The organism is Leeuwenhoekiella sp. A2 (genome assembly GCF_047946655.1).
Lineage (GTDB): Bacteria > Bacteroidota > Bacteroidia > Flavobacteriales > Flavobacteriaceae > Leeuwenhoekiella.
In genome coordinates this window covers 835,416-857,558 of sequence record NZ_CP172311.1, presented here as the reverse complement: position 1 = coordinate 857,558, position 22,143 = coordinate 835,416, and the positions used below count along the sequence as shown (strand labels likewise).

Here is a 22,143-nt window from a genome sequence, read left to right as displayed (position 1 = left end):
TTTACTAAGAAATGAGTCAGAAAATCAGAATTAAATTGAAATCTTACGATCACAACTTAGTAGATAAGTCTGCTGAGAAGATCGTAAAAACAGTAAAGAGTACCGGTGCTGTTGTAACCGGGCCAATACCTTTACCTACGCATAAAAAAATATTTACAGTGTTACGTTCTCCACACGTAAATAAGAAATCACGTGAACAGTTTGAGCTTAGCTCTTATAAGCGTTTACTTGATATCTATAGTTCTTCTTCAAAAACTATTGATGCTTTGATGAAGTTAGAACTTCCTAGTGGGGTAGAAGTAGAGATAAAAGTATAGTTATTTTATCTCAATTTTAGACTGCTGTCTGAAGTTACATGTCCTGAGCTGCGCGCAAGGGAAAAACGGTAAAAATACATTCAGGGTTGAAGGTATTTTGACCCTGTTTTTTTTAAGATATTTTCACCGGTAGGTGATTTAAATAAGTAAATAATCATTAATTAATAACTAAATATGTCTGGGTTAATTGGAAAAAAAGTAGGTATGACCAGCATCTTTGACGAGAACGGAAAGAATATTCCTTGTACTGTCATTCAGGCTGGACCCTGCGTTGTTACCCAAGTCAGAACCGAAGAGGTAGACGGGTATAAAGCCCTTCAACTTGGTTTCGATGACGCAAAGACTGCAAATAAATCTGCTGAAGGCCACGCCAAAAAAGCAGGAACAGTTGCAAAGCGTAAAGTTGCCGAGTTTAAGGAATTTGAGGATAATTATAATTTAGGAGACACTATTACTGTGGACGTCTTTAGAGAAGGAGAATTTGTCGATGTGGCAGGTACCTCTAAAGGTAAAGGTTTTCAGGGTGTAGTAAAGCGCCATGGATTTGGTGGTGTAGGTCAGTCTACTCACGGTCAACATAACCGTTTAAGAGCTCCTGGTTCTATTGGTGCGGCATCTTATCCTGCTCGCGTATTCAAAGGAATGCGCATGGCTGGACAAATGGGAGCTGAGAAAGTGAAAGTTCAAAATTTAAGAGTTTTAAAAGTGGTTGCAGATAAAAATCTGCTTGTTGTTAAAGGTTGTGTACCTGGTCACAAGAACTCTTATGTAATTATTGAGAAGTAATGAAACTAGCAGTTGTTGACATAAAAGGTAAAGAAACAGGTAGAGAGGTTGAACTTTCTAATGATGTTTTTGGTATTGAACCTAACAATCATGCCGTTTATTTAGATGTAAAGCAGTATCTGGCTAATAAAAGACAAGGTACTCACAAATCTAAGGAGCGTGCAGAGATTTCTGGAAGTACACGTAAGATTAAAAAGCAAAAAGGTACTGGTACAGCTCGTGCTGGTAGTATAAAGTCTCCTGTTTTCAAAGGAGGGGGTCGCGCTTTTGGTCCACGTCCACGTAACTATTCTTTTAAATTAAATAAAGGATTAAAGCGTTTAGCACGTCGTTCAGCTTTAACTATTAAGGCTAATGATAAGGCAATAACAGTAGTTGAGGATTTCAATTTTGAAACTCCTAAGACGAAAGATTTTATCAATGTTTTACAAGCTTTAGGGCTTGAGAATAAAAAATCTCTGTTTGTGTTGGGTGACACGAATAATAATGTATATTTGTCGTCACGCAATTTAAGGACCTCTGAAGTCGTAAAAAGCTCAGAATTAAGCACTTACAAAATTATGAATGTTCATAATGTTGTGTTTTTAGAAGGGTCTCTAGAAGAAATTGAGCAAACTTTAAATAAGTAAGCGTTATGAGTATTTTAATAAAACCCGTGATTACAGAAAAAGCTACAATGGATAGTGAGGTGAATAACCGCTATACATTTGAAGTGAATCCAGGTTCTAACAAGATTGAAATAAAAAATGCTGTTGAGGCATCTTATGGCGTTTCAGTTATTAAAGTAAGAACTATGAACGTCCGTCCAGATCGTAAAACTCGTTTTACAAAATCGGGAATGATCACTGGTAAAACAAAGTCTTTTAAGAAGGCTATTGTACAGGTGGCGGAAGGTGATACGATTGATTTTTATAGTAATATTTAAGACTAAAAAATGTCAGTAAGAAAATTAAAACCAATCACTCCAGGTCAGCGTTTTAGAGTAGTAAATGGGTTTGACGCCATTACTACTGATAAGCCGGAAAAAAGCCTTTTGGCTCCGAAGAAAAAATCTGGAGGTAGAAACAGTCAAGGTAAAATGACTATGCGCTACAAAGGTGGTGGTCATAAACAACGTTACCGTATTATTGATTTTAAACGTAACAAAACTGGAGTTCCTGCAACTGTTGCGTCTATAGAGTATGATCCTAACAGGACTGCTTTTATTGCTTTGTTGAATTATCAGGATGGTGAGAAGCGTTATATTATCGCTCCTAATGGTCTTCAGGTAGGGCAGAACATTGTCTCTGGTGAAGGTGTCGCTCCTGAAATTGGTAATGCAATGGCTTTATCAGATATTCCTTTGGGAACTATCATTTCTTGTATTGAACTACGTCCTGGTCAAGGAGCTATAATGGCGAGAAGTGCAGGTGCATTTGCTCAGCTTATGGCACGTGATGGTAAATTTGCTACTGTAAAATTACCGTCTGGTGAAACAAGATTAATTCTTGTTAACTGCATGGCTACAATAGGTGCTGTTTCTAACAGCGATCATCAATTACTTGTTTCTGGTAAAGCTGGTAGAAGTAGATGGTTAGGTAGAAGACCTAGAACAAGACCAGTAGTTATGAACCCTGTTGATCACCCGATGGGTGGTGGTGAAGGTCGTTCTTCTGGAGGTCATCCACGTTCTAGAAAAGGTATACCTGCTAAGGGTTACAGAACGCGTAGCAAGACTAAAGCGAGTAATAAATATATTGTAGAACGTAGAAAGAAATAATAAGATATGGCACGTTCATTAAAAAAAGGACCTTACGTTCACTATAAATTAGAGCAAAAAGTAGCTGCTAATGTTGAAGCAAACAAAAAAACTGTTATTAAGACTTGGTCTCGTGCCTCGATGATAACACCAGATTTTGTGGGTCAAACAATCGCAGTGCATAATGGTCGCCAGTTTGTACCAGTTTATGTTACAGAGAACATGGTGGGTCATAAGTTAGGAGAATTTTCACCTACAAGATCTTTTAGGGGTCATGCTGGTGCAAAAAATAAAGGTAAAAAATAATTGAAGCTATGGGAGTTCGTAAAAAAGAAAGAGCAGAGCAGATAAAAGAGGCTAAGAAGAATATAGCCTTTGCTAAACTTAACAACTGCCCTACTTCACCCAGAAAGATGCGACTAGTTGCAGATTTAGTAAGAGGGGAGAAAGTAGAGAAGGCGCTTCAAATATTGAAATTCAGCAATAAAGAAGCTTCACGTCGTGTTGAGAAGCTTGTGCTTTCTGCAATTGCCAACTGGCAAGAGAAGAATGAAGAAGGAAGTGTTGAGGAAGCAGATTTATTTGTAAAAGAGATTCGTGTTGATGGTGGAAGTATGTTAAAGAGACTTCGTCCAGCTCCACAGGGTCGCGCACACAGAATAAGAAAACGCAGCAATCACGTTACAGTTGTGCTTGGTGCTAACGATAACACACAAAGCAAATAATAAATGGGACAGAAGACAAATCCAATCGGAAATCGCCTAGGTATCATAAGAGGATGGGAATCCAACTGGTATGGTGGTAACGACTACGGCGATAAACTTGCCGAAGACGATAAGATTAGAAAGTATATTCACGCTCGTTTATCTAAAGCTAGTGTGTCTAGAGTAATTATTGAGCGTACGCTTAAGCTTGTAACCGTTACTATCACTACTGCAAGACCTGGTATAATTATTGGGAAAGGTGGTCAAGAGGTAGACAAGTTGAAAGAAGAGCTTAAAAAAATTACAGATAAGGAAGTTCAGATCAATATCTTTGAGATTAAGCGACCAGAACTTGATGCATTTTTAGTTGCATCTAGTGTTGCTCGTCAAATCGAGAATCGTATTTCTTACCGAAGAGCAATTAAAATGGCTATAGCGGCTGCTATGCGCATGAATGCTGAAGGTATTAAAATTCAGATTTCTGGAAGATTGAATGGTGCTGAAATGGCACGTTCAGAATCTTACAAAGATGGTCGTATTCCATTATCAACATTTAGAGCCGATATTGACTATGCTTTAGTTGAAGCTCACACTACTTATGGTAGATTGGGTGTTAAAGTATGGATCATGAAAGGTGAGGTCTACGGAAAAAGAGAATTATCTCCTTTAGTAGGTTTAGCCAAAAAACAAGGAAAGGCCGGACGCGGTAGTGGTGGTAATAAATCACGTCGTAGAAAGTAATTTTTTAAAGTAAAGAGAGATGTTACAGCCTAAAAAGACAAAATTCCGTAAGCAGCAAAAGGGACGGATGAAAGGTAATGCCGGAAGAGGGCATGAACTTTCAAATGGTACCTTTGGTATCAAATCATTAGATTCCACTTTTGTTACTTCAAGACAAATTGAAGCCGCTCGTATCGCAGCTACTCGTTTTATGAAACGTGAAGGATCACTATGGATTAGGATCTTTCCAGATAAGCCTATAACCAAAAAGCCTCTTGAGGTACGTATGGGTAAAGGTAAAGGTGCTGTTGAGTATTGGGCAGCAGTAGTAAAGCCGGGTAGAATGTTGTTTGAAATTGGTGGTGTTGCTGAGCCTGTAGCGCGTGAAGCGTTAAGACTTGCAGCTCAAAAGCTTCCAGTAAGAACAAAGTATGTTGTGGCAAGGGATTATCAAGCTGACTAAATTCTAGAAAAATGAAACAATCAGAAGTAAAAGAATTATCTGTAGCAGAATTACAGGAGGAACTTGTGAAAGCCAGAAGAGCATATATGGATCTTAAAATGGCGCATGCTATTTCCCCTTTGGAAAATCCCATTCAGCTTAGAGGTCTTAGAAGAGCGGTAGCGCGTATAGCTACTGAGCTTACAAAACGAGAATTACAATAATGCTGCTTAAGATGGAAAAAAGAAATTTAAGAAAAGAACGTATAGGTGTAGTTACCAGTAACAAAATGCAAAAATCTATTGTTGTTGCAGAGGTTAAAAAGGTAAAGCACCCTATGTATGGAAAATTCGTTTTGAAAACGAAAAAATACGTAGCACACGATGAAACAAATGACTGCAATATAGGAGATACAGTAAAGATCATGGAAACAAGACCTTTAAGTAAATCTAAATGTTGGAGACTGGTAGAAATCATTGAAAGAGCCAAATAATTATGTTACAGCAAGAATCAAGATTAAGAGTAGCAGATAACACGGGGGCAAAAGAAGTTTTGACTATTCGTGTATTAGGCGGAACGAAAAGAAGATATGCTTCTGTTGGCGATAAGATTGTTGTTTCTGTAAAAGATGCAACACCTAATGGTCAGGTAAAAAAAGGAGCGGTTTCAACAGCTGTTGTAGTGCGCACTAAAAAAGAAGTACGTCGTCCTGATGGGTCTTACATCCGTTTTGATGATAATGCTTGTGTGCTTCTTAATGCTCAGGGAGAAATGCGTGGTACACGTGTTTTTGGTCCTGTTGCAAGAGAGCTTCGTGATAAGCAGTTCATGAAGATTGTATCATTGGCACCAGAAGTGCTTTAATACATTATAAAATGACAAAGCTTAAAATAAAAGTAGGTGATAACGTTAAGGTAATTGCTGGTGATCATAAAGGTCAGGAAGGTAAGGTACAACGTGTCCTAATAGAGAAAAATAAAGCTATCGTTGAGGGTGTAAATTTAGTGTCTAAGCATGAAAAGCCTAGCGCATCTAATCCTCAGGGTGGTATAGCAAAAAAGGAAGCGCCAATTCAGATTTCAAATTTATCTCTTGTAGATAAAAACGGTGATACTACACGTGTAGGGTACCGTATTGAAGATGGTAAAAAAGTGCGTTATTCTAAAAAATCAAATGAAGTAATATAGTTATGGCTTACACTTCAAGACTTAAGAAAGAGTATAAAGAGCGAGTAATCTCTGCTCTTCAGGAAGAATTTGGATATCAGAATATCATGCAGGTTCCTAAACTAAAAAAGATAGTAATATCTAGAGGTGTAGGTGCAGCAGTGGCTGATAAGAAGCTTATAGATTATTCAGTTGATGAATTAACTATGATCGCTGGTCAAAAGGCGATAGCGACAATATCTAAAAAGGATGTTGCTGCTTTTAAATTGCGTAAAGGTATGCCTATTGGGGCAAAAGTTACTTTACGTGGTGAGCGTATGTATGAATTCCTTGACAGATTGATCACAAGTGCTCTTCCGCGTGTTAGAGATTTCAACGGTATTAAAGCCTCAGGTTTTGATGGTCGTGGAAACTATAGCTTAGGAATCACAGAGCAAATCATCTTCCCTGAAGTTGATATTGATAAAGTGAGAAAGATAGAGGGAATGAATATTACCTTTGAAACTTCTGCTGAAACAGATAAAGAAGCTAAATCACTTTTAACCGAATTGGGATTACCATTTAAAAAGAATTAGTTATGGCAAAAGAATCAATGAAAGCCCGTGAAAGGAAACGCGAGGAATTGGCTGCGAAATATGCTGATAAACGTAAAGCTTTAAAAGAAGCTGGAGATTATGAGGCTTTGCAGAAATTACCAAAAAACTCGTCACCAGTTCGTCAGCACAATCGCTGTAAATTAACTGGTCGTCCTAGAGGGTATATGCGAACTTTTGGAATTTCACGTGTTACTTTTCGTGAAATGGCAAACCAGGGACTTATTCCCGGTGTGAAGAAAGCTAGCTGGTAATAGACTTATAAATTAAATTGGTTTCAGGTTCATTTGTCATCGTGGCAATGAAAACCAAAACCGCAAATTAATAGAAATGTATACAGATACAATTGCAGATTTTCTAACGAGAATTAGAAATGCAGCTGCGGCAAACCACCGAGTAGTGGAAATTCCCGCTTCTAACTTAAAGAAGGAAATTACCAAAATCTTGTTTGATCAAGGTTATATTCTTAGTTACAAATTTGAGAGCAATACTCCGCAGGGGTCAATTAAAATTGCTTTGAAATATGATAAAGAGACTAAAGAGTCTGTAATCAAGGATATTCAAAGAATTAGTAAACCTGGTTTACGTAAGTATTCATCTTCATCTGAGGTACCTCGTATCCTTAACGGATTAGGTATAGCTATTGTTTCAACTTCTAAGGGAGTTATGACAGGCAAGCAAGCTCAGCAGGAAAATGTAGGTGGTGAAGTACTTTGCTACGTATACTAACCAGCTAAAAAGACGAAAAGATGTCAAGAATAGGTAAAAATCCAATTACAATTCCACAAGGTGTTACAGTTGATGTAACTGATGGTATTGTAACAGTGAAAGGAAAATTAGGAGAACTTAAGCAGGAATTTTCAGCTATCGATATTTCTATCGAAGATGGTGTGATTACTTTAGAACGTTCTTCAGATAAGAAAGAAGACAAATCTAAACATGGTTTGTATCGCGCTTTGATCAGTAATATGATTGAAGGTGTATCTAATGGTTACACAAAATCACTAGAACTTGTTGGGGTAGGTTATAGAGCAAGTAATCAAGGTCAAAAATTAGATCTTGCACTTGGTTTCTCTCATAACATTATTTTAGATATAGCTCCAGAAGTTGCTGTTGAAACTGTAACAGAGAAAGGTAAGAATCCTGTTATTAAACTTAGTTCTTATGATAAGCAGCTTGTAGGGCAGGTTGCTGCAAAAATCAGAGCTTTCCGTAAGCCAGAACCTTACAAAGGAAAAGGTATTAAGTTTGTAGGAGAACAAATAAGAAGAAAAGCAGGTAAATCTGCATAAGACATAAAGTTATGGCATTTTCAAAGTTAGATAGGAGAAACAAGATCCGTAGAAGGATTCGTAAGTCACTTACTGGTACTTCAGAGCGACCCAGACTTTCTGTATATAGAAGTAATAATGAGATCTATGCTCAGATTATAGATGATACTACTGGAAAAACAATAAGCGCTGCTTCTTCAAGAGATAAAGATATTGCTGCTGAAAAGGGCAATAAGGCAGAGATTGCTAAGCTTGTAGGTAAAGCAATTGCCGCTAAAGCTACAGAGGCTGGTATTGAGGCTGTATCATTTGATCGCGGTGGTTACTTATACCACGGAAGAGTAAAACAATTAGCAGAAGGAGCCCGAGAAGGCGGATTAAAATTCTAAGAAGTTATGTATCAAAAATATAAAAACGTAGAGTTAGTAAAACCAAGTGGACTTGATCTTAAAGATCGTTTAGTAGGTGTACAACGTGTTACTAAAGTAACAAAAGGTGGTAGAGCTTTCGGTTTTTCTGCTATAGTAGTTGTAGGTGATGAGCATGGAGTAGTAGGACATGGTCTTGGAAAGTCTAAAGAGGTTGCTAGTGCAATTGCTAAAGCAGTAGAAGACGCTAAGAAGAATTTAGTAAGAATACCGCTTAGTAAAAGTACTTTGCCACATGAGCAAAAAGGTAAATACGGTGGGGCGAGAGTTCTATTGTTGCCGGCTGCTCCTGGTACCGGTGTTATCGCCGGTGGTGCTATAAGATCTGTACTTGAAGCAGTAGGTGTACATGATGTACTTTCTAAAAATCAAGGTTCATCAAACCCGCACAACGTGGTTAAAGCAACATTTGATGCATTATTACAATTACGTAGTGCTGATACTGTAGCTAAGCAACGTGGTATTTCTTTAGACAAAGTATTCAAAGGATAATATTAAGACGATGGCAAAGATTAAAGTAACAAAGGTGAAAAGTGCTATAAACCGTACTCAGAACCAGAAGAGAACCCTTGAAGCATTGGGTCTTAAGAAAATAGGACAGGTTGTTGAGCATGAAAATACTCCTAACATCCTGGGAATGATAAACAAAGTGAATCATTTAGTTTCTGTAGAAGAAGCTTAAACATTTATAAAATGGGTTTAAATAACTTAAAACCGGCAGCAGGCTCGGTAAAAAAGAACGACAGCAGGCGAGGCCGCGGTCAAGCCACTGGTAATGGTGGTACCGCAGGTCGTGGGCACAAAGGTGCGAAGTCACGTTCTGGATATTCTAAGAAAGTAGGTTTTGAAGGTGGTCAAATGCCACTTCAACGTCGTGTTCCTAAATTTGGTTTTAACAACATCAACCGTAAGGAATATGCTGGTATCAATATAGATACTTTACAAGAATATGTAGACGCTGGTCGTATCAGTGAAGAAGTAACTCTTGACGCATTAGTTGAGAATAGACTAGCTGGTAAAAATGATTTAGTTAAAATTTTAGGTCGTGGTGAGCTTAAAGCTAAGTTAAAGGTAACAGCTCATAAATTTACAGCATCAGCACAAAAAGCTATTGAAGCTGCTGGAGGTGAAGCGGTAACTTTATAATCACGATTCGAATGAAGGCTATAGAAACGATAAAAAATATCTGGAAAATAGAGGAACTTAAGAATAGGATCTTACTTACCTTAGGTTTACTATTGGTTTACCGTTTTGGTGCCCAGATAGTTCTACCTGGTATAGATGCTTCTCAACTGGCTAATTTGTCCCAGCAGACAGATAGCGGTCTTTTAGGTTTATTAAATGCGTTTACAGGAGGAGCTTTTTCTAATGCTTCCGTTTTTGCATTAGGAATAATGCCTTATATCTCTGCATCTATTGTGGTGCAGCTTATGGGTATAGCTATTCCTTATTTGCAAAAACTCCAAAAGGAGGGTGAAAGTGGGCGTCGTAAGATCAATCAGATCACACGATGGTTAACTATTGCTATTACTTTGGTTCAGGGACCTGGTTATATTCTTAACTTGTATAATATCCTGCCTGCCGAGGCTTTTGTGCTAGGTAATGATATGACATTTGTAGTGTCATCTGTGATTATTTTGGCAACCGGTTGTGTGTTTGCAATGTGGTTGGGTGAGAAAATTACAGATAAAGGTATTGGGAATGGTATTTCACTATTGATTATGGTGGGTATTATCGCACGTTTACCACTTGCTTTTATTCAGGAGTGGGTTTCACGTGTTACTGAGTCTAACGGTGGTTTAATAATGATTCTTATAGAATTAGTTATTTGGTTTGTTATTATTCTTCTATCAATATTGCTGGTAATGGCTGTACGTCAAATACCTGTGCAATATGCGAGAAGAACTGCTAGCGGGAGTTATGAAAGAAATGTTTTTGGTAGTCGTCAGTATATTCCTTTAAAGCTAAATGCTTCTGGAGTAATGCCTATTATTTTCGCGCAGGCAATTATGTTTATACCTGCCGCAGCGATTGGATTATCAGATTCAGCAATGGCGCAATCAATAGCATCAGAGTTTAAAAATATCTTTGGTTTCTGGTACAATTTTGTATTCGGTTTATTGATTATTATATTCACTTATTTCTACACTGCAATTACGGTTCCTACTAACAAGATGGCAGATGATCTTAAGCGCAGTGGTGGTTTTATAGCTGGTATTAGGCCAGGTACTGAAACTGCGGAATATCTTGATCGTATAATGTCACAGATTACTTTGCCGGGTTCTATATTTCTAGCTCTTATCGCAGTATTTCCTGCAATCGCAGTAAGTATATTAGGTATGCAAACAGGATGGGCCTTATTTTATGGTGGTACATCTTTACTTATTCTTGTAGGTGTTGCTATAGATACAATGCAACAGGTTAATTCATACCTTTTAAATAGACATTATGATGGTCTAATGAAAACAGGTAAAAACAGAAAAGCAGTAGCATAATGGCAAAACAATCAGCAATAGAACAAGATGGAACTATTATTGAAGCGTTGTCTAATGCAATGTTTCGTGTAGAACTAGAAAATGGTCACGTAGTGACTGCGCATATCTCAGGTAAGATGCGTATGCATTATATAAAATTATTACCTGGAGATAAAGTAAAATTAGAAATGAGCCCGTATGATTTAAGTAAGGCTCGAATAACCTATAGATACTAAGACGAGATGAAAGTAAGAGCATCAATAAAAAAGAGAAGTGCCGACTGCAAGATTGTACGTCGCAAAGGCAGATTATATGTAATCAACAAAAAGAATCCTAAGTTCAAACAAAGACAAGGTTAATATTATGGCTAGAATTGCAGGGGTAGATATCCCAAAACAAAAAAGAGGTGTAATAGCTTTAACTTACATCTTTGGAATAGGTAACAGTAGAGCAAAAGAAATTTTAGCTCAGGCTGATGTAGATGAAGATCTTAAGGTTTCTGATTGGGATGATGATCAAATAGGTCGCATACGCGAGGCTGTAGGCTCTTTTAAAATTGAAGGTGAGTTAAGAAGTGAGGTGCAAATGAGCATCAAACGTCTTATGGATATAGGTTGCTATAGAGGTATACGTCACAGAACTGGTTTACCTTTACGTGGTCAACGTACTAAGAATAACTCTAGAACCAGAAAAGGTAAGCGTAAAACTGTTGCTAACAAGAAGAAAGCGACTAAATAATAAGTAAGCAATGGCAAAGCAAAACACTAAAAGTGCAAAAGGTGCTAAGAGCACAAAAAAGCGTAAGGTAATTGTTGAGTCTGTAGGTGAAGCTCATATCGCAGCCTCTTTCAACAACATCCTTGTTTCTTTGACAAATAAAAAAGGTGATGTTATTTCTTGGTCTTCTGCCGGTAAAATGGGCTTTAGAGGATCTAAGAAAAATACTCCTTATGCAGCTCAATTAGCGTCTGAAGATGCTAGTAAAGTAGCTCATGAAGCAGGATTGCGTAAAGTGAAAGTATATGTTAAGGGTCCCGGTAATGGCCGTGAGTCTGCTATACGTTCTATCCATAATAGCGGTATAGAGGTTACAGAAATTATTGATGTAACTCCACTACCACATAATGGATGTCGTCCTCCTAAAAGAAGAAGAGTTTAATATAAATCATATCAATCGGGGAGTATTGGTTCTGCGAAGGACTAGACCTTAATTCCTTAACCACCCCACAAAACAATTATTTAGAATGGCAAGATATACCGGTCCTAAAACTAAAATCGCTAGAAAATTTGGTGAAGCGATTTTCGGAGATGATAAATCTTTTGAAAAAAGAAACTATCCTCCAGGTCAACATGGAAACAACAGACGTCGTGGTAAGAAGTCTGAATATGCTATCCAGTTACAGGAAAAGCAAAAAGCAAAATACACTTATGGTGTATTAGAGCGTCAATTCCGCAATATGTTTGAAAAAGCAACCCGTGCTACAGGAATTACCGGGGTTGTACTTTTACAATTATGTGAATCTCGTTTAGACAACGTAGTATTTAGAATGGGTATCGCTCCTTCTAGAAGAGCTGCACGTCAATTAGTTTCTCACAGACATATTACTGTTAATGGAGAATTAGTAAACATTCCTTCATATAATATTAAGGCTGGTGATGTTGTTGCTGTACGTGAGAAATCAAAATCTCTTGATGTAATCGAGAACTCTTTAGCAAATGCTAATCATGTTTATGAATGGATTACATGGAACAACGATACTAAGCAGGGAACTTTTGTTTCTGTGCCAGAACGTATCCAAATACCAGAAAACATCAATGAGCAATTCATCGTTGAATTGTACTCAAAATAATAATAACAACTCTTAGAAAACATAATATGGCATTACTTAATTTCCAAAAGCCCGATAAAGTCATAATGATTGATTCTACTGACTTTGAAGGTAAGTTTGAATTCAGACCCTTGGAGCCAGGATACGGTTTAACCGTAGGAAATGCATTGCGACGAGTGCTTCTTTCTTCATTAGAAGGTTTTGCTATCACCTCTGTACGCATAGAAGGTGTAGATCACGAGTTTTCAACCATATCTGGAGTTGTAGAAGATGTTACCGAGATAATATTAAATCTAAAGCAGGTACGCTTTAAAAGACAAATAGACGAGATAGATAATGAGACTGTTACTATCTCTGTTTCAGATAAAGATCAATTAGTAGCTGGCGATTTCCAGAAGTTTATTTCAGGTTTTCAGGTTCTTAACCCAGATTTAGTTATCTGCAATATGGATAAGAATGTAAACCTTAATATGGAGATTTCTATAGAGAAAGGTCGTGGATATGTTCCTGCAGAAGAGAACAAGAAACAAAACGCTCCCGTAGGTACAATATTTACAGATTCTATTTACACGCCTATAAAAAACGTGAAATATAGCATCGAAAACTACCGTGTAGAGCAAAAAACCGATTATGAAAAGCTGGTTTTTGAGATCATTACAGACGGTTCTATTCATCCTAAAGATGCATTGACTGAAGCTGCAAAGACCTTAATACACCATTTCATGTTATTTTCTGATGAGCGCATCACGCTTGAAGCTGATGAAATTGCTCAAACTGAAACTTACGATGAAGAGTCTCTTCATATGCGTCAACTTCTAAAAACTAAACTTGTAGATATGGATCTATCGGTAAGAGCTTTAAACTGCTTAAAAGCAGCAGAAGTTGATACTTTAGGTGACTTGGTATCTTATAACAAGAACGACTTGATGAAGTTCCGTAATTTCGGTAAAAAGTCACTTACAGAGCTTGAAGAGCTTGTAAATGTTAAGGGACTTAACTTCGGTATGGATCTTTCAAAATATAAATTAGACAAAGACTAGTGAGGTCTTTTTCGCTCTGGCGAAAAAAATATTGAATCATGAGACACGGAAAGAAGATAAACCACTTAGGAAGAAAGACAGCGCATAGAAGATCTATGCTAGCCAATATGGCTTGTTCTTTAATTGAGCATAAACGCATCAATACTACTGTGGCAAAAGCAAAAGCGCTTAAGCAATTTGTCGAGCCTTTAGTAACAAAATCTAAAGAAGATACTACACATAACCGTCGTATCGTAATGAGCAAACTACGTCAAAAAGATGCGGTTGCAGAACTTTTTAGAGATGTTGCTGTAAAAGTAGGTGACAGACCAGGAGGTTATACGCGTATCATTAAATTGGGTAACCGTCAAGGTGATAACGCAGATATGGCTTTAATTGAACTTGTAGATTATAACGAACTTTACAATGTAGATAAATCTGATAAGAAGAAATCTACTCGTAGAGCGGGTCGTAAAAAATCAAGCGAAGCAGTAACTGAAGCTCCGGCTAAAGAAACTAAAGCAAATGATGAAGAAGAATAAAAATATTTATTCTCTACTATAAATTAAAAGGATAAGCTGTTTTAAGCTTATCCTTTTTTTTATGATTAATTTTGTCAAAACATTTACCTATATCATACTTAAAATCAAGTAATGAAATATAAAACGAAATCTAAAGCTATAGTTCTTCTTGCAGATGGGACCATTTTTTATGGTAAATCTGTGGGAGATAAAGAAGGGACAGCCTTTGGCGAAGTATGTTTTAATACCGGTATGACCGGTTATCAGGAGATATTTACAGACCCCTCATATTATGGCCAGCTTATGGTAACCACTAATGCACACATTGGTAACTACGGCGGGAATAATGATGAGACTGAGTCTGAAACAGCTAAAATATCTGGTTTAATCTGTCGTAATTTTAGCTATTACTATTCTAGAGAGCGTGTTCATGAATCTTTAGAAGCTTTTCTTGATCGTAATAATTTACTGGCGATAACAGATGTAGATACCAGAGCTCTTGTGGCATATATAAGGGATAATGGTGCTATGAATGCGGCAATCTCTACAGATGTTGATAATATTGAAGAATTAAAAAAACAGCTTGCTCAGGTTCCTGATATGAATGGACTTGAACTAGCTTCAAAAGTTTCTACAAAAGAGGCTTATTATTTTGGTGAAGAAACTGCTAAATATAAAGTTGCTGCTTTAGATCTTGGGATTAAAAAGAACATCCTGCGCAACCTTGCAAAACGTGATGTTTACATAAAGGTATTTCCTTATAATACGACCTATGAAGAAATGAAAGCTTGGAATCCTGACGGCTATTTTCTGTCAAATGGTCCCGGCGATCCTCAGCCTTTAAAAGAAGCGATTGAAGTAACCAAACAAATTTTAGAAGATGATGCACCACTTTTTGGTATCTGTTTAGGGCATCAGGTCATTGCACTCGCTAATGGTATAAGTACTTTTAAAATGCATCATGGTCACAGAGGGATAAACCATCCTGTTAAAAACTGGGGTACCGGTAAGGGAGAGGTTACTTCTCAAAATCATGGTTTCTCTGTAAATTATGAAGAGGCTAAAAATAACCCAGATATAGAAGTTACACACCAGCATCTTAATGATAATACGGTAATGGGGCTACGCATGAAGAACAAGAATTGCTTCTCTGTGCAATATCACCCTGAAGCAGGACCAGGACCTAACGATGCTACTTATCTTTTTGATGAGTTTGTAGAACGAATGAATCAAGTTACAGCTTAAAGCGAAAAATCCTCCTAAAAAGAGGATTTTTTGATGTTTTTAACCGATTTTTTACCACTGGGTAAACTTTAGGTTACTATTACGTCAGTAATATTTAAAATTTATTAAAAACCTTGAAAACCAGCGTCGCGTCAGGAAATTTTAATACGTTATTGCGTATCTTGCCGCAGCTAAATTAATTAATCCAATATTTAAGAAATGAGCATTATTATTAATATTCATGCGCGTCAAATTTTAGATTCTCGTGGAAATCCCACTGTAGAAGTAGATGTAATAACCGAAAACGGAGTTCTGGGTCGTGCTGCTGTACCATCAGGAGCATCAACAGGAGAACATGAAGCTGTAGAGCTACGTGACGGTGGTAAGGACTACATGGGTAAAGGAGTTTTTAAAGCTGTAGACAACGTGAATTCTGTTATAGCTCAAGAGTTATTAGGAGTTTCTGTTTTTGAACAGAACTTGATAGATCAAACAATGATCGAGCTAGACGGCACTCCTAATAAATCAAATCTTGGTGCTAATGCGATCTTAGGTGTTTCTCTTGCTTGTGCGAAAGCTGCAGCTAATGAGTTGAACATGCCATTGTATCGATATGTAGGTGGTGTAAGTGCAAACACACTTCCTGTACCAATGATGAATATAATTAATGGTGGTTCTCATAGTGATGCGCCTATCGCGTTTCAGGAATTTATGATCATGCCTGTAAAAGCTGAAAACTTTACACATGCTATGAAAATGGGAACAGAGATCTTTCACAATCTTAAAAAAGTATTGCATGACCGTGGTCTAAGCACTGCTGTAGGCGATGAAGGAGGTTTTGCACCAACGCTTGAGGGTACAGAAGATGCTATAGAAAGTATTCAAAAAGCTGTAGAAAATGCAGGTTATAAATTTGGTGATGAAGTGATGATCGCTCTTGATTGCGCTGCTGCAGAATTCTATGAGAACGGTAAATATGATTATACCAAATTTGAAGGAGACAAAGGTGTAGTGCGCACAAGCGAAGAGCAGGCTCAATATCTTGCAGAACTAGCATCAAAATATCCTATTATTTCTATTGAAGATGGTATGGATGAGAATGACTGGGAAGGATGGAAATCTTTAACTGACAAGATTGGTGATAAAGTACAATTAGTAGGTGATGATCTTTTCGTAACTAACGTAGAGAGATTATCTAGAGGTATTGAAAACGGTATTGCAAATTCAATTCTTATAAAGGTTAACCAGATAGGAACGTTAACTGAAACGATTTCTGCAGTAAATATGGCGCATAATGCCGGTTATACTTCTGTAATGTCTCACCGTTCTGGTGAAACTGAAGATAATACAATTGCAGATCTTGCTGTGGCACTTAATACCGGTCAAATTAAAACGGGTTCTGCTTCTCGTAGTGATCGTATGGCAAAATACAATCAGCTTTTAAGAATCGAAGAAGAGTTGGGATCTACTGCTTACTTTCCGCAAACAAATGCGTTTAAAGTGAAATAAAATAAAAATCGGTATTTAATCGGTAAAAAGCACCCTTTTAGGGTGCTTTTTTAGTTACTGTGTATGTTGATTTGACGTTTAATCATGTGTTAATATCGTTGAAATACACAATTAATAGTGAATAGTTAACTTTATTAAATAAAGGAATGAAATTTAAAAATATTGATAATTAATTAATTTAAACTTTTATTTGATTTTATTTCAATGAAAATGAATTTTTACACTAAAATATTATTATTTGTATAATAAATCTTGTTTAATTTAATGTAGGAATAATAGTGTTTAAATTATTTAAATAAAGTGTTAGTTATTTCTAAATTTTATTAGCTTTATCACATCAGAAAAACAATAGAAGATTTGGTCTTCAGACCCACTAAAAGATACTTAAGATTTTAAGTTGGGTAAGAGGGCGGATGTGAAATTTAATAGAGTAGCATCCGCTCATCTTTACCAAATATTACAAAATTGAAGACTAGGTTTGAAGTTGGGTAAGGGGTATGCTACATCAATTGTGCTTACCCCTTTTTCTTTTTAAGGTTTATTTAACCTGTAGAGCCCGCTCTCACTTTATAAATCCCTGTTAATTTTGTACTTTAGCATTTCTCAAATTAATAGATAATAAGCTAAAATAAGTATACTAATGGCGGATAATGCTACGCTTACCATAGATGGTAAATCCTATGAATTTCCTCTTGTTACAGGTTCAGAAAAAGAAACAGCAATAGATATAGCAAGCCTTAGGGTAGTTACGGGGGGGATTACTACTCTTGACCCGGGTTATAAAAATACAGGAAGTTGCGAGAGCGCAATAACCTTTTTAGACGGTGAAGAAGGAATTTTGCGATATCGGGGTTATGCAATTGAGGAGTTAGCAGAAAAAGCCAGTTTTCTTGAAGTGACCTATCTCCTGATCTTTGGTGAATTGCCAACTTCAGATCAACTTAATAAATTTCATGAAGATATCAAGGAAGAGAGTCATGTAGATGAAGATGTAAAGAAAATTCTTAATGGTTTTCCTAAATCTGCTCATCCTATGGGGGTTCTTGCATCTTTAACTTCTGCCCTTACAGCATTTAATCCGGGAGCGGTGAACGTAGATTCTGAAGAAGAAATGTACGGTGCGATAGTTAAGCTTCTTGGTAAATTTCCTGTTCTGGTAGCATGGACCATGCGCACTAAAATGAGTCGACCACTTGATTATGGTGATGACAACCTTGATTATGTAGAGAATTTGCATAAAATGATGTTCTCTAAGCCTAACAGTGAATACAAGGCAGATCCTTCAATTATTGAAGCACTTGATAAACTTTTAATTCTGCATGCAGATCACGAGCAAAACTGTTCTACTTCTACTGTGCGTATTGTAGGTTCTTCACAGGCCGGATTATTTGCCTCTATTTCTGCTGGTATCTCTGCTCTTTGGGGTCCACTTCATGGTGGCGCTAACCAGGCTGTGATAGAAATGCTTGAAGGTATTAAGGCAGATGGTGGTGATACTAAAAAATATATGGCTAAGGCTAAAGACAAAGAAGATCCATTCCGTCTAATGGGCTTTGGTCATCGTGTTTATAAGAATTTTGATCCACGAGCTAAGATCATTAAAAAAGCTGCAGATGACGTTTTAAGTCAGTTAGGTGTAGAAGATGAAGTGCTTAATATAGCGAAGGGATTAGAAAAAGAAGCTTTAGAAGACGACTATTTCGTAAAACGAAAACTATATCCTAATGTAGATTTTTACTCAGGAATCATATACAGAGCTTTGGGTATTCCTGTTGAGATGTTTACCGTTATGTTTGCAATGGGTCGCGTACCGGGATGGATCGCTCAATGGAGAGAAATGCGTCTTCGTAAAGAGCCAATAGGCCGCCCACGTCAGGTATACATTGGTGAAACACTACGACCTTTCAAAAAAATAGAAGACAGATAAATCTTCAATGACATGTTTATAAAGGTTCCTGATTTACTATTAGGAACCTTTTTGTATTTATATTTGTTTCAAAGCAGCGAAAAAATGATAAGACTTAATATCAAAGACGAGGTTTCTCAACTTAGAGCTGTGATACTTGGTACTGCAAAAAGTTTTGGGGGTACTCCAGACCTTGCAGATGCGTACGACCCTAAATCAGCCTTTCATATACAGCAAGGTACATATCCTAAAGAAGAGGATATGGTTCATGAAATTGAGTCTATAGCAGAGGTTTTTGATAGATACGGCGTGCAGGTTTTTAGACCAAAGCTTATAAAAGATTATAACCAGATATTTGCCAGAGACATTGGTTTTGTAATTGATGATTATTTTATAAAAGCTAATATTCTGCCAGACAGAGAACAGGAAATAGATGCTATTCAGCATATTATTGGTCAAATTGATCCTGCCAAGGTTATTCGTTTTCCAGAAGAAGCTCATATAGAAGGTGGCGATGTTATGCCTTGTGGTGATTATCTTTTTGTGGGGACATACAGAGAGCCAGATTATAGTGATTTTATAATCGCGCGAACGAATATGCTTGCTGTAGAACATTTGCAAAATTTGTTTCCGGAGAAAAAGGTAATTTCATTCAACCTTAGGAAATCAAATACAGATCCTTATGCAAATGCTTTGCATCTGGATTGTTGCTTTCAACCAGTGGGTAATGATAAGGCGATCTTACATAAAAATGGTTTTCTTAACGAAACAGAATATAACTGGCTTGTTGACTTTTTTGGTCAGGAAAATATTTTTGAGATCACTGCAGAAGAGATGTATAATATGAATTCTAATATCTTTTCTATAGCTCCAGATGTGGTTGTTTCAGAGCGGCAGTTCACAAGATTAAACACTTGGCTGCGCAAAAATGGCATTACGGTAGAAGAGGTCTATTATGCCGAAATCGCTAAGCAGGAAGGTCTTTTACGCTGCAGCACATTACCCTTAGTTAGAGATTAATTTTTACACTACAATCTTAACCTTTTACTTACTTTAGCGGCACCTAATAATAACTTTCAATCCTACATGCAACAAATTACAGATACGGTGATAATGGTAAGGCCCGTGGCCTTTAGAATGAACGAGCAAACGGCTGTAAATAATTATTTTCAGGAAGATATCGATCTTAAAAATGCTGAAATTAATAAAAAAGCACAGTATGAATTCGATTCATTTGTGGCTAAATTACGCGGCATTGGGATCAATGTTTTGGTGATTGAAGATGATAAGCAAATGGATACGCCAGATTCCATTTTTCCCAATAACTGGATCAGTACACATGAGAATGGTAACATTGCGATCTATCCCATGTATGCTGAAAATAGAAGAAAAGAGCGCAGAGAAGAGTTTTTTACTAAGATGGAAACTGCTGGTTTTGCCATTAATTCCGTTGTAGATTATACCGCTGCAGAAGAAGAAGATATCTTCCTGGAAGGTACAGGAAGCATTGTGCTAGACAGAGTGAATGAAAAGGCATATTGTGCACTTTCGCCTCGAGCAGATGAAGAGCTTTTTATAGAGTTCTGCGAGGATTTTGGCTATTTTCCGGTGGTTTTTACTGCATTTCAGACGGTTTCTGGGGAGCGACTTCCTATTTATCATACTAATGTGATGATGTGTCTTGCAGAAAAATTCTGCGTGATCTGTCTTTCCAGTATTGATGATAAGAAAGAAAGAAGCGTTGTGATAGATCACTTACGTGATAGCGGCAAAGAGATTATTGCTATTACTGAAAAACAAGTTGCTCAATTTGCAGGTAATATGCTACAGGTGCGTAGTAAAAGCGGGGAGAAATTCCTTATCATGAGCAATTCTGCTTATAAAAGTCTTGATCAAAATCAGATTGAAGCTATAGAGAAATATTGCGAGATCGTAAGCAGTAACATAGAGACGATAGAAACCTGCGGTGGCGGTAGTGCGAGATGTATGATGGCTGAGGTTTTTCTGCCTAAGAAATAGATTCTTTTCGCTTTTGCGAAATATCAATTACCCATAAAACAATCATCAGGACCATTAACAAACTTAGAGGTAAGGAGGTTATGATAAGCAGTTTTTGCATGGCGGTAAGTACATCACTATCTGCTTTTGCGTGACCTAGTAACACAATTCCCACACAAAAAACCGTCAAAATTATACTCCACATTAATCTCTGTTTTTTACTGGGGTCTGGATTGCCTTTATCTGTAAACATACTCAGAACATAGATTGCTGAATCTACCGAAGTTACAAGAAAGCTCACCAGCAAAATGATCACAACCATATTTATAAAACCCTGAGCGGGATAATGCTCCAGAAATACAAATATTGAAGTGAACACATTATCAAACTCACCGGAGTAACTTCCCCAACTGTTTATCATTTCAAAAGCTGATTGCCCAAAAACAGTGAACCAAAAAAATGTTCCCAGCGATGGAATCAATAAGACGCCGATTATTATTTCGCGCAGCGTACGTCCTTGAGATATTCTTGCAATAAATATTCCGGTAAATGGCGCCCATGCCAGCCAGAATGCCCAGTAATAATAAGTCCAATCAGTTAAAAAAGCTTGCCCGGGATCGTATTTTCCTATTGCCAGACTCATCGGGATAAAGTCTATGATGTAACGATAAAATGAGGTAAAAAACTGCTTTGAAACAGCCGGAATATCACATTGCATAAAAACAAAAAGAAGCAAAGCGACTGTGAGATAAATATTCCAAGTAGAAAGCCTTTTTATCCCTTTATCTACACCGCTCAATGCAGAAAATAATGAGAGAAAACCAATCAAAACTACAAGTGCGATAATCGTAGTGTATCCAAAGTCTATTTCAAAAAGATGATTAAGACCTCCTTTTATTTGTGAAGCTCCTAAACCTACTGCGGCAACTAACCCAAAAACCGTCGTTAATATGGTCAAAATGTCAATAAATTGGCATAAAATCGGTGATTTTTCAGCATTAATTTTAGTCGGTAGTAATCTTGCAAAAGTACTGCTGGTGGCAACAGGCAATTCTCTTTTGAAAATTGCGTAGCCTATGGCGAGCGCAAATACAGCATAAAAGGCCCAGGCTGTAAAACCCCATTGGTAAAATGTAAATTCTAGTGCAATTGTTTCTGCTGTAGACTGGGTTGCCAGCGGTGGATGTTGCTGCATAAATACCGGTTCCTGCACAGCTCGTAGTAAAATACCCGCTCCCATCCCTGCGCTGTATAGCATAGAAATCCACGCTAGGCGCGAAAAAACCGGTTTTTTATCTTGTTTTCCTATTTTGTATTTACCCCAAGGCGAACAAGCGATCACAACTAAAAGTAAAACGCAGCCTAACCCCAAATACAAATAGAAAGGGCCAAAGTAAGTTCGCACCCATAGTGATGCTTCTTCAATGGCATTATATGTACTTAGCGTTTCAGCGTAGAGGAAAAATGAAAACACAAGTAAAATACCCAGTGAAATACT

At 37.2% G+C, this 22,143-nt stretch carries 35 protein-coding genes; 34 read left to right on the top strand and 1 reads right to left on the bottom strand.

The annotated features are described in order from the left end of the window. Positions 1 to 11: 11 nt before the first annotated feature. From rpsJ to ctlX, 34 genes are all read left to right on the top strand, one after another. Positions 12 to 317 carry a 30S ribosomal protein S10 gene (rpsJ, locus tag ACH3PA_RS03860; RefSeq protein ID WP_009779180.1) on the top strand — a complete coding sequence of 102 codons (306 nt, stop codon included), beginning with the start codon at positions 12 to 14 and terminating at the stop codon, positions 315 to 317. 174 nt (positions 318 to 491) lie between these two features. After that, complete coding sequence (rplC, locus tag ACH3PA_RS03855) at positions 492 to 1,103, top strand: 50S ribosomal protein L3 (RefSeq protein WP_416440173.1); 612 nt, start codon at positions 492 to 494, stop codon at positions 1,101 to 1,103. Next, positions 1,103 to 1,732 carry a 50S ribosomal protein L4 gene (gene rplD, locus ACH3PA_RS03850; protein WP_416440175.1) on the top strand — a complete coding sequence of 210 codons (630 nt, stop codon included), beginning with the start codon at positions 1,103 to 1,105 and terminating at the stop codon, positions 1,730 to 1,732. The genes rplC and rplD overlap by 1 nt, the downstream gene beginning before the upstream one ends. Before the next feature lie 5 nt (positions 1,733 to 1,737). Beyond that, the gene (gene rplW / locus ACH3PA_RS03845; protein ID WP_416440177.1) at positions 1,738 to 2,028 is read left to right on the top strand and encodes a 50S ribosomal protein L23; all 291 of its coding nucleotides are present in this window, start codon (positions 1,738 to 1,740) and stop codon (positions 2,026 to 2,028) included. A gap of 9 nt (positions 2,029 to 2,037) precedes the next feature. After that, positions 2,038 to 2,862 carry a 50S ribosomal protein L2 gene (rplB, locus tag ACH3PA_RS03840; RefSeq protein WP_416440179.1) on the top strand — a complete coding sequence of 275 codons (825 nt, stop codon included), beginning with the start codon at positions 2,038 to 2,040 and terminating at the stop codon, positions 2,860 to 2,862. Between the two features lie 6 nt (positions 2,863 to 2,868). Further along, positions 2,869 to 3,147, top strand: a complete 279-nt coding sequence (gene rpsS, locus ACH3PA_RS03835) for a 30S ribosomal protein S19 (RefSeq protein WP_416440181.1) — start codon at positions 2,869 to 2,871, stop codon at positions 3,145 to 3,147. Between the two features lie 8 nt (positions 3,148 to 3,155). Beyond that, positions 3,156 to 3,566 (top strand): 50S ribosomal protein L22, encoded by a 411-nt coding sequence (gene rplV, locus ACH3PA_RS03830; RefSeq protein ID WP_416440183.1) that lies wholly within the window; start codon positions 3,156 to 3,158, stop codon positions 3,564 to 3,566. A gap of 3 nt (positions 3,567 to 3,569) precedes the next feature. Continuing rightward, complete coding sequence (rpsC, locus tag ACH3PA_RS03825; RefSeq protein ID WP_416440185.1) at positions 3,570 to 4,286, top strand: 30S ribosomal protein S3; 717 nt, start codon at positions 3,570 to 3,572, stop codon at positions 4,284 to 4,286. A gap of 19 nt (positions 4,287 to 4,305) precedes the next feature. Further along, a complete protein-coding gene (gene rplP, locus ACH3PA_RS03820) occupies positions 4,306 to 4,728 on the top strand; it encodes a 50S ribosomal protein L16 (protein ID WP_416440187.1) in 423 nt (140 codons plus the stop codon). 11 nt (positions 4,729 to 4,739) lie between these two features. Then, positions 4,740 to 4,931: a 50S ribosomal protein L29 gene (rpmC, locus tag ACH3PA_RS03815; RefSeq protein ID WP_416440189.1), complete on the top strand. Its 192-nt coding sequence runs from the start codon at positions 4,740 to 4,742 to the stop codon at positions 4,929 to 4,931. Between the two features lie 11 nt (positions 4,932 to 4,942). Beyond that, on the top strand, positions 4,943 to 5,200 hold the full coding sequence (rpsQ, locus tag ACH3PA_RS03810) for a 30S ribosomal protein S17 (protein ID WP_006988541.1): 258 nt from the start codon (positions 4,943 to 4,945) through the stop codon (positions 5,198 to 5,200). Between the two features lie 2 nt (positions 5,201 to 5,202). After that, complete coding sequence (gene rplN / locus ACH3PA_RS03805) at positions 5,203 to 5,571, top strand: 50S ribosomal protein L14 (RefSeq protein WP_416440192.1); 369 nt, start codon at positions 5,203 to 5,205, stop codon at positions 5,569 to 5,571. Between the two features lie 11 nt (positions 5,572 to 5,582). Then, positions 5,583 to 5,894 (top strand): 50S ribosomal protein L24, encoded by a 312-nt coding sequence (gene rplX / locus ACH3PA_RS03800; protein WP_416440194.1) that lies wholly within the window; start codon positions 5,583 to 5,585, stop codon positions 5,892 to 5,894. Between the two features lie 2 nt (positions 5,895 to 5,896). Next, positions 5,897 to 6,448 (top strand): 50S ribosomal protein L5, encoded by a 552-nt coding sequence (gene rplE, locus ACH3PA_RS03795; protein ID WP_416440196.1) that lies wholly within the window; start codon positions 5,897 to 5,899, stop codon positions 6,446 to 6,448. Between the two features lie 2 nt (positions 6,449 to 6,450). Further along, the gene (gene rpsN / locus ACH3PA_RS03790; RefSeq protein WP_416440198.1) at positions 6,451 to 6,720 is read left to right on the top strand and encodes a 30S ribosomal protein S14; all 270 of its coding nucleotides are present in this window, start codon (positions 6,451 to 6,453) and stop codon (positions 6,718 to 6,720) included. A gap of 76 nt (positions 6,721 to 6,796) precedes the next feature. Beyond that, the gene (rpsH, locus tag ACH3PA_RS03785) at positions 6,797 to 7,195 is read left to right on the top strand and encodes a 30S ribosomal protein S8 (RefSeq protein ID WP_416440200.1); all 399 of its coding nucleotides are present in this window, start codon (positions 6,797 to 6,799) and stop codon (positions 7,193 to 7,195) included. 20 nt (positions 7,196 to 7,215) lie between these two features. Beyond that, on the top strand, positions 7,216 to 7,758 hold the full coding sequence (rplF, locus tag ACH3PA_RS03780) for a 50S ribosomal protein L6 (protein ID WP_416448422.1): 543 nt from the start codon (positions 7,216 to 7,218) through the stop codon (positions 7,756 to 7,758). Between the two features lie 11 nt (positions 7,759 to 7,769). Further along, complete coding sequence (gene rplR / locus ACH3PA_RS03775) at positions 7,770 to 8,126, top strand: 50S ribosomal protein L18 (protein ID WP_416440204.1); 357 nt, start codon at positions 7,770 to 7,772, stop codon at positions 8,124 to 8,126. A gap of 6 nt (positions 8,127 to 8,132) precedes the next feature. Next, a complete protein-coding gene (gene rpsE / locus ACH3PA_RS03770; RefSeq protein ID WP_416440206.1) occupies positions 8,133 to 8,657 on the top strand; it encodes a 30S ribosomal protein S5 in 525 nt (174 codons plus the stop codon). Between the two features lie 10 nt (positions 8,658 to 8,667). Next, on the top strand, positions 8,668 to 8,847 hold the full coding sequence (rpmD, locus tag ACH3PA_RS03765) for a 50S ribosomal protein L30 (RefSeq protein WP_416448421.1): 180 nt from the start codon (positions 8,668 to 8,670) through the stop codon (positions 8,845 to 8,847). An 11-nt stretch (positions 8,848 to 8,858) separates the two neighbouring features. Beyond that, positions 8,859 to 9,311, top strand: coding sequence for a 50S ribosomal protein L15 (gene rplO / locus ACH3PA_RS03760; RefSeq protein WP_416440210.1), 453 nt, complete (start codon positions 8,859 to 8,861; stop codon positions 9,309 to 9,311). 11 nt (positions 9,312 to 9,322) lie between these two features. After that, entirely contained in the window at positions 9,323 to 10,660 is a 1,338-nt protein-coding gene (secY, locus tag ACH3PA_RS03755; protein ID WP_416440212.1) for a preprotein translocase subunit SecY, read from the top strand. Further along, complete coding sequence (infA, locus tag ACH3PA_RS03750; protein ID WP_006988529.1) at positions 10,660 to 10,875, top strand: translation initiation factor IF-1; 216 nt, start codon at positions 10,660 to 10,662, stop codon at positions 10,873 to 10,875. Before secY ends, infA begins: the two co-directional genes overlap by 1 nt. 6 nt (positions 10,876 to 10,881) lie before the next feature. Then, complete coding sequence (gene ykgO / locus ACH3PA_RS03745; RefSeq protein ID WP_015361145.1) at positions 10,882 to 10,998, top strand: type B 50S ribosomal protein L36; 117 nt, start codon at positions 10,882 to 10,884, stop codon at positions 10,996 to 10,998. A 4-nt stretch (positions 10,999 to 11,002) separates the two neighbouring features. Further along, entirely contained in the window at positions 11,003 to 11,377 is a 375-nt protein-coding gene (gene rpsM / locus ACH3PA_RS03740; protein WP_416440215.1) for a 30S ribosomal protein S13, read from the top strand. Positions 11,378 to 11,387: 10 nt separating this feature from the next. Then, entirely contained in the window at positions 11,388 to 11,798 is a 411-nt protein-coding gene (gene rpsK, locus ACH3PA_RS03735) for a 30S ribosomal protein S11 (protein ID WP_416440217.1), read from the top strand. A gap of 85 nt (positions 11,799 to 11,883) precedes the next feature. Continuing rightward, positions 11,884 to 12,489: a 30S ribosomal protein S4 gene (gene rpsD / locus ACH3PA_RS03730; protein ID WP_416440219.1), complete on the top strand. Its 606-nt coding sequence runs from the start codon at positions 11,884 to 11,886 to the stop codon at positions 12,487 to 12,489. Between the two features lie 26 nt (positions 12,490 to 12,515). Next, positions 12,516 to 13,508, top strand: coding sequence for a DNA-directed RNA polymerase subunit alpha (locus tag ACH3PA_RS03725; RefSeq protein WP_416440221.1), 993 nt, complete (start codon positions 12,516 to 12,518; stop codon positions 13,506 to 13,508). A gap of 38 nt (positions 13,509 to 13,546) precedes the next feature. After that, a complete protein-coding gene (rplQ, locus tag ACH3PA_RS03720) occupies positions 13,547 to 14,029 on the top strand; it encodes a 50S ribosomal protein L17 (protein ID WP_416440223.1) in 483 nt (160 codons plus the stop codon). A gap of 111 nt (positions 14,030 to 14,140) precedes the next feature. Then, positions 14,141 to 15,253 carry a glutamine-hydrolyzing carbamoyl-phosphate synthase small subunit gene (gene carA, locus ACH3PA_RS03715; protein ID WP_416440225.1) on the top strand — a complete coding sequence of 371 codons (1,113 nt, stop codon included), beginning with the start codon at positions 14,141 to 14,143 and terminating at the stop codon, positions 15,251 to 15,253. Positions 15,254 to 15,451: 198 nt separating this feature from the next. After that, on the top strand, positions 15,452 to 16,741 hold the full coding sequence (gene eno / locus ACH3PA_RS03710) for a phosphopyruvate hydratase (protein WP_416440227.1): 1,290 nt from the start codon (positions 15,452 to 15,454) through the stop codon (positions 16,739 to 16,741). A gap of 640 nt (positions 16,742 to 17,381) precedes the next feature. Continuing rightward, complete coding sequence (locus ACH3PA_RS03705) at positions 17,382 to 18,668, top strand: citrate synthase (protein ID WP_416440229.1); 1,287 nt, start codon at positions 17,382 to 17,384, stop codon at positions 18,666 to 18,668. An 84-nt stretch (positions 18,669 to 18,752) separates the two neighbouring features. Next, the gene (locus ACH3PA_RS03700; protein ID WP_416440231.1) at positions 18,753 to 19,667 is read left to right on the top strand and encodes a dimethylarginine dimethylaminohydrolase family protein; all 915 of its coding nucleotides are present in this window, start codon (positions 18,753 to 18,755) and stop codon (positions 19,665 to 19,667) included. Between the two features lie 66 nt (positions 19,668 to 19,733). Further along, complete coding sequence (gene ctlX / locus ACH3PA_RS03695; protein ID WP_416440233.1) at positions 19,734 to 20,666, top strand: citrulline utilization hydrolase CtlX; 933 nt, start codon at positions 19,734 to 19,736, stop codon at positions 20,664 to 20,666. Here the strand turns inward: ctlX and ACH3PA_RS03690 are convergent. Then, positions 20,656 to 22,134: a BCCT family transporter gene (locus ACH3PA_RS03690; RefSeq protein WP_416448549.1), complete on the bottom strand. Its 1,479-nt coding sequence runs from the start codon at positions 22,132 to 22,134 to the stop codon at positions 20,656 to 20,658. The genes ctlX and ACH3PA_RS03690 overlap by 11 nt on opposite strands. Positions 22,135 to 22,143 lie beyond the last annotated feature (9 nt).